Raw genomic sequence first — 9,363 nt, 5'->3', positions numbered from 1 at the left:
CAGCTGAATAACTTTTTGTTTTGGACATAAATATACTCCCCTTAGATAAACAGATTTTATTTTTTAATCTGTCTACCTAATAGGGAGCATATCATAGTTCATCTATCAGATTTACACTTTGGAGAAAAGCAAGATGTTGATAAATATAGACTACAACTCAGAACAGACTTAATCAAAACTTTTAATAAAGAAAAAATTGATTATCTTGTTGTTTCAGGAGATTTAACTAATTATTCTTCAAAACAAGAGTTTCAATATGCAAATGATTTTTTAAATTCTGTTATATGTGTCTTTCAAGTTAGTACAAATGCTATAGTTATTGTACCTGGAAATCATGATTTAGATTGGGCTGTGTGTAAAAATGCAATGGATGCTACAGAAATCATTAACAAGAGTTTGTATCAGAAAAAGTTTGATAATTTTAATAATTACCTTTACTCTAAAATATTAGACAAGAAGTATTCAAAGAAAGTTGAAGAACAAGGTGATGTTAATATTAATGATGAAGATAGAATCATTTTTATGGGGCTAAATTCTGCTTGGGAAATAGATCATTTAAATAAGAAAAGAGCCTCTATTAATTTATCCGCTTTATCATTTCAGTTGGATAAAATATTTAGTAAGAAATATGATGACTATCTTAAAATAGCTATCTTTCATCACCCTGTAATTGGGGAGGAACAGATGAATAATGACTTTATGGACTTATTGGTTATACATGGTTTTAAGATATGTATGCATGGGCATATTCATCAATCACAAAATAGTTATTTTAGTTATGATATCAAAAAAGGTATACATATTATTGGAGCAGGCACATTTGGTGCCCCTCATAAGGAACAGAGGGCAGGAATACCCCTACAATACAATATAATCGAACTTTATAATAATGAAATTACAGTTCATACTAGAAAGAAAGAAAAAGTAAATGGAATTTGGGAAGCAGATTGTCGGTGGGGAGATAAAGAAAGACCAGTTTCACATTTTACAATTAAATTATAAAATATATAGTATTACCAACGTCTCCATGCATGTGGAGTGTATAGTAAAGCTATCTAAGGAATAAATAAAAAAAGGTTGTGGTCGCAAGGGATGTAGAGGTGGTATAGTATTATTGGGGTTGTTGGGGAGTAGGGATATAGGAGAGCATCTATCTTAGGGTAGGTGCTTGTATTATTTTTCTGTATTGGAAAATATAACCTTAATTTAACAAGTGGATATATATTAAATATTTTCTATGCATAACTTGATTTATATATTTGTTATGTGATGCACTTCGATGTGCTAAAAGATATGGGTCTTTATGAGTTTTTTCTAGGAAAAATTCAACAGTTAATAGAACAAGTTCGTATAATAAGATTGATGTGAATTTCTAGTCATTCCAGAGCAAAATTCAACATATTCGACAATGATTTTAAAATAAAACAGGGATTACTATGTTATACTTATTCAGTAAACTCTTAAATGACATGTCAAGGGTTACTGACATCATCTTTTACTTTTCATATAAAAGTTGTTAGATGATAGCCCTTAGTAATGAAAATGTACTAACTAATAGTGCCTTTGATGTTGATAGGTTAGCTAACCAATCCTAGAAGACTGGTCAAATGAGTAGTAGTAATGCCCGTAATATAGCAAAATGGAGTCAGGATGCATATAACTATTATGTAAATAATATAAAATAAGAGGTGACTATTTCAATATGAGTAGGTATTTTTGTTCCATTTGTGGAAAAGTATTATTAGAAGAGTTTACTATTGGGTATATTTGTGCTTGTTGTGGTAATGAATCGTGTGTGAGTGATGATTTATTGCCTGAAGAATTAGAAAAATTCACCAATCAAGATTTTAATAGTGCAGGCTATGTTAAAAGTGATTTAGAAAAATATGATCGTATGCCAGTCGAGGTAGCCCATCGATTATTAAGAGCAAAGTGGATAAATAGTGGGTGTAAGTGGAAGTTCAATGATGAAAACGAGATGCCCAACGATTGGGGTTTGGAGAAAGCAAAACAGCAATTAAGTAATATTGATGAAGATATCGATGACTACATAAACAGATAAACTATTAATTTTTTATAAAAAATTTGTGCCTTCACACGGTAGCATAATTCAATTCACTAATGTGATATAGAAATTGAAGATTATTGATATCGGATTTAATCACTAGTTAAAATACAACATCTAACCAAATATATTTCCAAAACATTATGCGGATATTTGTTATACCACAGAATGCTTGGGATTATATATAATCGAACAATCCTTTTTATGGTATATAATATAAAACAACGAGACTTTAAGATAATTCTTGGTGTAGATAAAGATTTATTAGAGTTTTCCAGTAAAAATAACATGAAGTAGAAAGAAATTACTAAAAGATAGAGAAGGAATTTCTTGAAATCAAAGGATTAAAAGAATTTTAAGTAAATATTGATGTGTTTTATGTTCCTTACTACGGTTTTAAGGGTATGCATTAGAGGGGGCTACTTGATGCGTAGAATCAGCGATATTTGCATTAAAGATTAGGTTTGGTGCTTTGTTAGGTTGTACTTGTCTTTTATTAAGTATTTCATTTTAATTATTTATGTTTGCAAAAATCAATTATTTATGTTATCATATTAAATGATTTAGAATGAATGGAGGGGTGCTTAAAAATGTGTGGAATTTTCAGATCTCGATTTTATACTTTATGTAACTAATTGAATAGTGCTTAAAGGATCTACCTATGTGTAGAGTAATCGGGATTGGTCTGCCTATTTTTAAGAAAACCTTATTAACGATGATTAAATTTATATAGGACGTTAAAAAGGAGGGACAAATCTACCCTCTTTTTGTGTGCCTAAAAATAGAATCATATTCAATAAAAAATCTTATCATTATATTATCAGTAAAGCTAAAGAATGTCTATTTTTGCGTGCTTTTTAACTTTAGATTCATTAATTGAAAAGCATGTATCTGTATAAATAATAGTACTTGGTTTTGCTTATTTATATTGAAAAGTTTTCTTAAAATGACCCATATATTTAAAGTGTAAGAACAACTTGTTTCTATAATGAAATGCAAGGTGTTTCTATTTTGTTATACATTTTCCGCTTATTCAATGCACAGGTAGCCAACCTGTGTTTTTTTGTTGGAAAAAAATAAAAAGGAGGAACACATATGCATTATATTTTCATGTAATCTTTCTGTTTAAGTCGTAGTTTTTTTCTGCGACAAGGTATTTAAAAACATGCGATTTTAGACAGGAGGAATAAAAATTGGAATTACTAATAAAAGGAAAAGATATATGTGTGGAATATGCAGGACGTGATGTTTTAGATATTGATGAATTAGAATTATATAGCTATGACAAGATCGGTTTAGTTGGAGCAAATGGAGCAGGAAAAAGTACGTTACTAAAAGTGCTTTTAGGTAAATTAACACCTTCAACAGGTAAAATCAAACGCTTAGGAGAATTCGCTTATATCACTCAGCTAGATGAAGTAATTTTGCAAGAACCCAAGGATTTTGCATTGATGGGTAAGTTTGGCGTTGAACAGAAAGAGATAAAAACCATGAGCGGTGGTGAAGAAACAAGACTTAAAATAGCTCAGGCCCTTTCGGAACAAGTACACGGTATTTTTGCAGATGAACCTACCAGTCATTTAGACCGTGAAGGAATTGATTTCTTAATCGGTCAGCTCAAATATTTTCCTGGAGCATTGCTAGTGATTAGTCATGACCGTTATTTTCTAGATGAGGTAGTAGATAAGATATGGGAATTGAAAGATGGAAAAATTACCGAGTATTGGGGGACCTATTCAGCGTATCTTCGCCAAAAAGAAGAAGAACGTAAAGCTCAGGCTGTAAAGTATGAAAAATTTGTTGCGGAACGAGAACGTTTAGAGAAGGCTGCTGAAGAGAAGCGAAGACAGGCACAAAAAATTGATCAGAAGGCTAAAGGTGCTGCTAGGAAAAATAGTTCTGAAGGCGGTGGACGTCTGGCACATCAGAAGTCTGTTGGAAGTAAGCAAAAGAAGATGCACAATGCTGCTAAATCAATTGAGCATAAGATTGAGACTCTCGGAGATGTGGAAGCCCCAGAAAACTATCAAAGGATTCATTTTCGTCAGAGTGCAGTATTGGCGCTTCATAACATCTATCCGATTATAGGAACTGAAATAACGAAACGTTTTGGTGATAAGGTGTTACTTGAAGATGCATCTTTTAATATTCCCCTTGGAGCCAAAGTAGCTCTAACTGGTAGCAATGGATCAGGAAAAACCACCTTAATGGAAATAATTTTAAATCGTGAACCAGGTATTGATATATCTCCTAAAGTTGAATTTGGATACTTTGCTCAAAACACTTATAAATATAATCTTAATCAAAAAGTCATAGAGTTTATGTTGGAAAACTGTGATTATAATGTATCTGAAATACGTTCAGTATTGGCGTCAATGGGTTTTAATCAGAATGATGTCAGCAAAAAATTAGATGTTTTAAGCGGAGGAGAGATGATTAAGTTAAAGCTAGCCCAAATGTTACTAGGTAAATATAATATCTTATTAATGGATGAACCAAGCAATTATCTGGATCTAATGAGCTTAGAGGCTTTAGAGAAGTTGATGAAGGAGTATGCTGGTACAATTATATTTATTAGCCATGATAAAAGGCTAGTTGACAATGTTGCAGATGTAATATATGAAATTAAAGATAAAAAGATCGTACAAGTAAAATAACAAGTAGGGACATTTACAGACTTTAAGATAGGAGTGAAGTAATGAATCAAAAAAGGAAAAATATCTTAAATACTAATTTTACATTGTTCCTACTGGGCAGAATGGTATCTGATATAGGAAATAGCGTACAAATGATGATTATGCCACTATATATTATAGATATTGGAGGCTCAGCTACTACAATTGGATTATTCTCCTTCTTATCACTATTACCAGCCCTGATTATTTATCCATTTGCAGGAGTAATTGGGGATAGGATGAATAGAAAAATGATTATGGTAGTAACAGACTGGATTAGTGCAGGGGTTATATTAGCCTTGGGACTTATCTCATATTGGAGATTTATGAGTATTCCTCTATTATTAATAGTTCAGGCAGTAATTTCCTTGTTGAATGGCTTGTTTGAACCAGCCACAAGAGGGATGCTACCACAGCTTGTTGATAAAGAGGAGCTGACAGGATGTAATTCTATTGTCGCATCTATGAGGAGTCTATCGATTATGATGGGACCAGTGATAGGCACTATCTTATACGCTAAGTTCGGGATTACAATGGTTTTTATGATTAACGGAATATCATTTCTTCTATCGGGAGCCAGTGAGATGATGATTCAGTATATTCATGTAAAACCCAAAAGAACAGAGGGAGCACAGGGAATTGTTAATGATCTGATGGAAGGTATTCAATTCATCATGAAAAACAGGATCACTCGTTATATGTGTTATTTCTTTTTAGTAATCTACTCTGTGGTTCAACCAATTTTTAGTGTCATTTTACCATTGTTTTTTAAGATTAATTTACAATATTCTGATACTCAATACGGGTATTTGCAAACAATTATTATATTAGGCTCTTTAGTAGGAAGTGTAGTAGTAGGTGTCTGGTTTGGAAAAGAGGAGCGAATAACGAAACCTTTTACAATTGGTAGTGGTTTACTTTTAGGGACTATGCTACTATTTTCTATTTTGCTTTTCCCAAAGAGTTTAGATATATTGGGGAATGATACAATGATATATTTGGTTGTATTGGCAGGAGCACTAGGTCTTTTTAGTCTTGCCAATATAGTGATATCTGTTCCTGTGCAAACTTATATACAGAGAGAAACGCCAGATGAATATATGTCTAGGGTATTTTCTTTAGTGAGTATGATTTCTAGAGGGGGTATGCCCCTTGGTGCATTAGCATATGGAATTGTTCTCGAATGGATTGAAATACACTGGACAGTATTGATGGCTGCCATATTAATGATGGTGATTTGTAAGATATTCATATCTTTGATAAATAATGAAGATGAAAGACGGTTTTTATGATTTATAACGACAATACTAAAATGAATATTAGGAGGAAATGAAAATGAATAAACTTAAAGTTAAACAATTAGCAAATAATAAAGGTCTAGATATTTTAGAAGACACAATAAAAATTAATGGTTCTGGTGTGGACTTTCTAGTAGCTCATGCTAAAGTGGAAAATGGCGATAAATGGATACTAAGGATTCCCCGAAGACCTGAATCTATGAGACATGCAATACAAGAGAAAAAAGCGTTAGATATCATAAGTAACTATGCAAGCTTTCAAGTTCCCAACTGGTCTGTTTTTTCAGAAGACTTAATTGCATATAAGCAGCTAAGTGGTATTCCTGCCGCTACTATTGACGTTGAAAAACAAGGTTATGTATGGAGTTTCGATGAAAACAATGTACCATCTGAATATTATCACTCATTAGGAAAAGCTCTAGCAAATTTACACTCATTACCTCAGGATAAATTCAAAAATATCGGTGTTGAAATTCTTGGGGCTAGTGAGTTAAGAGCATCCATGAAACAGCGAATGGAACGTGTGAAAGAAAAATATCATGTTAATCCCAGTTTGTGGAGCCGATGGCAAGCATGGTTAGCTGAAGACTCTCTTTGGCCATCTCATATAGGGGTAAGACATGGAGATCTACATCCAGGCCATATCCTTATTAATAAGAACAATCATGTTACTGGAATTATTGATTGGACAGAAGTAGGGATAGCTGATGTGTCTGCAGATTTCATGTCCCACTATCTACTCTTTGGCAAAGATGGACTAAAGAAGTTGATTGACGCTTATGATAATGCAGGAGGTAAAACTTGGTCAAGAATGGATGAGCATATTGTCGAACTTCTAACAACAAGTGGTATCACTGTTGCAGAATATGCTCAAGTGTCGGGTATGAAAGATATGCAGGAGACAGCTGCATATATGCTTGCAAGTGAAAGTTAACAAATGTAAATAGTTGATAAGCAGAGTCTAATGACTAGTCAGCCTTATAAAGTAACTGATAAATTTTTAAAGAGTTTAATGATATATGATTGATAATAACACAGTTATGAAATTTCTTTATAAAAGGCGATCCATTTAAAAGACATCTGCTCAAGCGGATGTCTTTTTTATAACGAATAGGAAAGTTCTACTTTGAAATTTAATAAATATGAACTTTCTGTAAATGAGTTTCAACAAAGTCATCCTATAAATCTTCCGAAGGAAGACTTTGTTAAAAGATATCAATGGATAGATTTGTAATATTAGAAGGTGAAAATTGTACACTTGTAGAATATTATTAAAGTCGGTGTAATGAGATAAAGTATTTAATTAATTGTTATTTGAAATAGAGGCAGGAATAGATTGTACTGTTGCCATGCCAGATAAACTTTTCTATTCGACAGGGGTTCCAGTATCATTATGGATTCTAAATACATTATCAATCGTATTACTATACTTTTAGAGGAGCCTATAGTTGAAACCTTATGTATATTTAGATTGAAATATTTTTAAATACCTTAAAAGTGATGATGTAAAATATGATTCATTGAGAGAATCTTTAGAGATTATTAAGAGAGGATATTTAGTACCTTACTCAAACTATATAGGATATAGATATAGTTTTTGTGTGGAATTCATTTAGTAATCTAGGAGGAATATTATGTATAAGATTATGATTATAGAAGACGATATTACTATAGCGGAGAGTTTAAAAGCCTATATTGTAAAATATAATTATGAAGTGTTTATAGTAAGGCAGTTTGAAAAGATAATGGATGAGTTTAATGAATATAAACCTGATTTAATACTCTTAGACGTAAATTTACCAATATATGATGGTTTTTTCTGGTGTAGAGAAATTAGAAATATATCTAGTTTGCCTATAATATTTATATCTGCTAGGACAGGTGATTTAGAACAAATATATGCTATGGACAATGGTGCTGATGATTATATTGTTAAACCATTTTCCCTAGATGTAGTTATAGCAAAAATAAATGCCAATATTAGAAGGGCTTATGGGGATTACAGCAATTTGACTAAAGAACGAATCTTAAAATTAGAAGATTTAAACCTATATTGTGAATCTTTCATATTAAAGAATGGGGATCAAGAAGTAAGATTAACTAAAAAGGAAGTTGAACTTTTATCATTATTTATTGAAAAACATCCAAAAGTTATTTCAAGAGAAGAATTACTAAGGGCTTTATGGGATGATGAAATGTTTGTAGAAGAGAATACTTTAAATGTAAATATTACAAGGATCAGAAAAAGATTAACAGAGGTAGATGCAAGATTCCTTATTGAGTCTGTAAGAGGAGTAGGCTATAGGCTTGTGGAGGGCGAGTAAATGAAACTATTTATAAAACATCATCTTTCATTTATAGTTTTATTTATACTAGTATTTATATGTTTAGGGTTTACTATTGAATTTTTAGGAGGAATTGAAAATAACTTCAAATACTTTATTTTTCTAAGTTTTTTTCAGTTGCTTATTTTTTTAGCCATTGAATATTTTAGAAATTATAGAATTTATAATGCTCTTTCAAATAAACCTAAGGAACTTAAAGAAATATTATTGCATAATCCTAAATCAGCCTTAGAAGAGGAATTTTCACAAAACCAAAGAGAATATTTTAAAATATTTAATAACAAGATATTGGAATTAGAAAGTATTCAAAAACAATACAAAATGTTTATAGATCAGAGCATTCATCAGATGAAAACACCTTTATCTGTAATCAGTATGATTTCCCAAAATAATAGAGAAGACGAAAGCTTTAAAAAGGTGTTAGCTCAAGTAAATAACTTGGATTACTATTTATCTCAGACGTTAGAGTTTTTAAGACTAAGTGATATTGAAAAGGATATACAAATTGAAAAGGTAAATCTAAGAGCTTTAGTGGTAGAAGTTATTAATGATTTAAAAGATTTTTTCATATTAAACGCTATCTATCCTTCTGTAAATATTGATGAGGAACTATTTGTTTTTACAGATAAAAAGCAAATTAAAAATGTTATTTATCAGATTACAAACAATGGAATAAAGTATGGTAGGAAGGATAGCAAATTAGTATTTGATGTTAAAAGAGATATAGGAAATACTATTTTAAATATAACTAACGAGGGAATTGGAATAATTGCTAGTGATATAGATAGAGTATTTGATATATTTTATACAGGAGAAAATGGAAGGACATATGGGGAATCCAGCGGTGTGGGACTGTATATAGTTAAGAAGGTTTTAGATCTTTTATCCCACCAGATCAGCATAAAGTCTATCCCAAGTGAAAAAACTACATTTAGTATATACTTTAAAAAATCATGAGTAGCTCATGGTTTTTTTGTTTT

At 31.3% G+C, this 9,363-nt stretch carries 8 protein-coding genes; all 8 read left to right on the top strand.

All coding sequences use genetic code 11. The features are described 5' to 3' along the window. Window positions 1-45: 45 nt before the first annotated feature. Window positions 46-1,002 carry a metallophosphoesterase family protein gene (locus T335_RS0110520; RefSeq protein WP_084281171.1) on the top strand — a complete coding sequence of 319 codons (957 nt, stop codon included), beginning with the start codon at window positions 46-48 and terminating at the stop codon, window positions 1,000-1,002. 700 nt (window positions 1,003-1,702) lie between these two features. After that, complete coding sequence (locus tag T335_RS0110515; RefSeq protein WP_026477518.1) at window positions 1,703-2,062, top strand: hypothetical protein; 360 nt, start codon at window positions 1,703-1,705, stop codon at window positions 2,060-2,062. Window positions 2,063-3,258: 1,196 nt separating this feature from the next. Beyond that, the gene (locus T335_RS0110510) at window positions 3,259-4,722 is read left to right on the top strand and encodes an Msr family ABC-F type ribosomal protection protein (protein ID WP_026477517.1); all 1,464 of its coding nucleotides are present in this window, start codon (window positions 3,259-3,261) and stop codon (window positions 4,720-4,722) included. 41 nt (window positions 4,723-4,763) lie between these two features. Then, the gene (locus T335_RS0110505; protein WP_026477516.1) at window positions 4,764-6,032 is read left to right on the top strand and encodes an MFS transporter; all 1,269 of its coding nucleotides are present in this window, start codon (window positions 4,764-4,766) and stop codon (window positions 6,030-6,032) included. A gap of 43 nt (window positions 6,033-6,075) precedes the next feature. Further along, window positions 6,076-6,972, top strand: a complete 897-nt coding sequence (locus T335_RS0110500) for a macrolide 2'-phosphotransferase (RefSeq protein WP_026477515.1) — start codon at window positions 6,076-6,078, stop codon at window positions 6,970-6,972. A 373-nt stretch (window positions 6,973-7,345) separates the two neighbouring features. Continuing rightward, window positions 7,346-7,474 (top strand): N-6 DNA methylase, encoded by a 129-nt coding sequence (locus T335_RS23005; RefSeq protein WP_156943670.1) that lies wholly within the window; start codon window positions 7,346-7,348, stop codon window positions 7,472-7,474. Between the two features lie 198 nt (window positions 7,475-7,672). Further along, complete coding sequence (locus T335_RS0110495; RefSeq protein ID WP_026477514.1) at window positions 7,673-8,362, top strand: response regulator transcription factor; 690 nt, start codon at window positions 7,673-7,675, stop codon at window positions 8,360-8,362. Beyond that, window positions 8,363-9,340 carry a sensor histidine kinase gene (locus T335_RS0110490; RefSeq protein ID WP_026477513.1) on the top strand — a complete coding sequence of 326 codons (978 nt, stop codon included), beginning with the start codon at window positions 8,363-8,365 and terminating at the stop codon, window positions 9,338-9,340. Window positions 9,341-9,363 lie beyond the last annotated feature (23 nt).

Source organism: Alkaliphilus transvaalensis ATCC 700919 (assembly GCF_000621485.1).
In the GTDB taxonomy this organism is placed as follows: Bacteria; Bacillota; Clostridia; order Peptostreptococcales; family Natronincolaceae; genus Alkaliphilus; species Alkaliphilus transvaalensis.
Note: the sequence above shows the minus strand (reverse complement) of the source record. Positions and strands in the feature narration are given on the sequence as shown.

Excerpts from the sequence above, each read along its gene's own strand:
- T335_RS0110515 (WP_026477518.1), top strand. The coding sequence starts at position 1,703 with ATGAGTAGGTATTTTTGTTCCATTTGTGGAAAAGTATTATTAGAAGAG.
- T335_RS0110505 (WP_026477516.1), top strand. The coding sequence starts at position 4,764 with ATGAATCAAAAAAGGAAAAATATCTTAAATACTAATTTTACATTGTTC.
- T335_RS0110500 (WP_026477515.1), top strand. The coding sequence starts at position 6,076 with ATGAATAAACTTAAAGTTAAACAATTAGCAAATAATAAAGGTCTAGAT.
- T335_RS0110495 (WP_026477514.1), top strand. The coding sequence starts at position 7,673 with ATGTATAAGATTATGATTATAGAAGACGATATTACTATAGCGGAGAGT.
- T335_RS0110490 (WP_026477513.1), top strand. The coding sequence starts at position 8,363 with ATGAAACTATTTATAAAACATCATCTTTCATTTATAGTTTTATTTATA.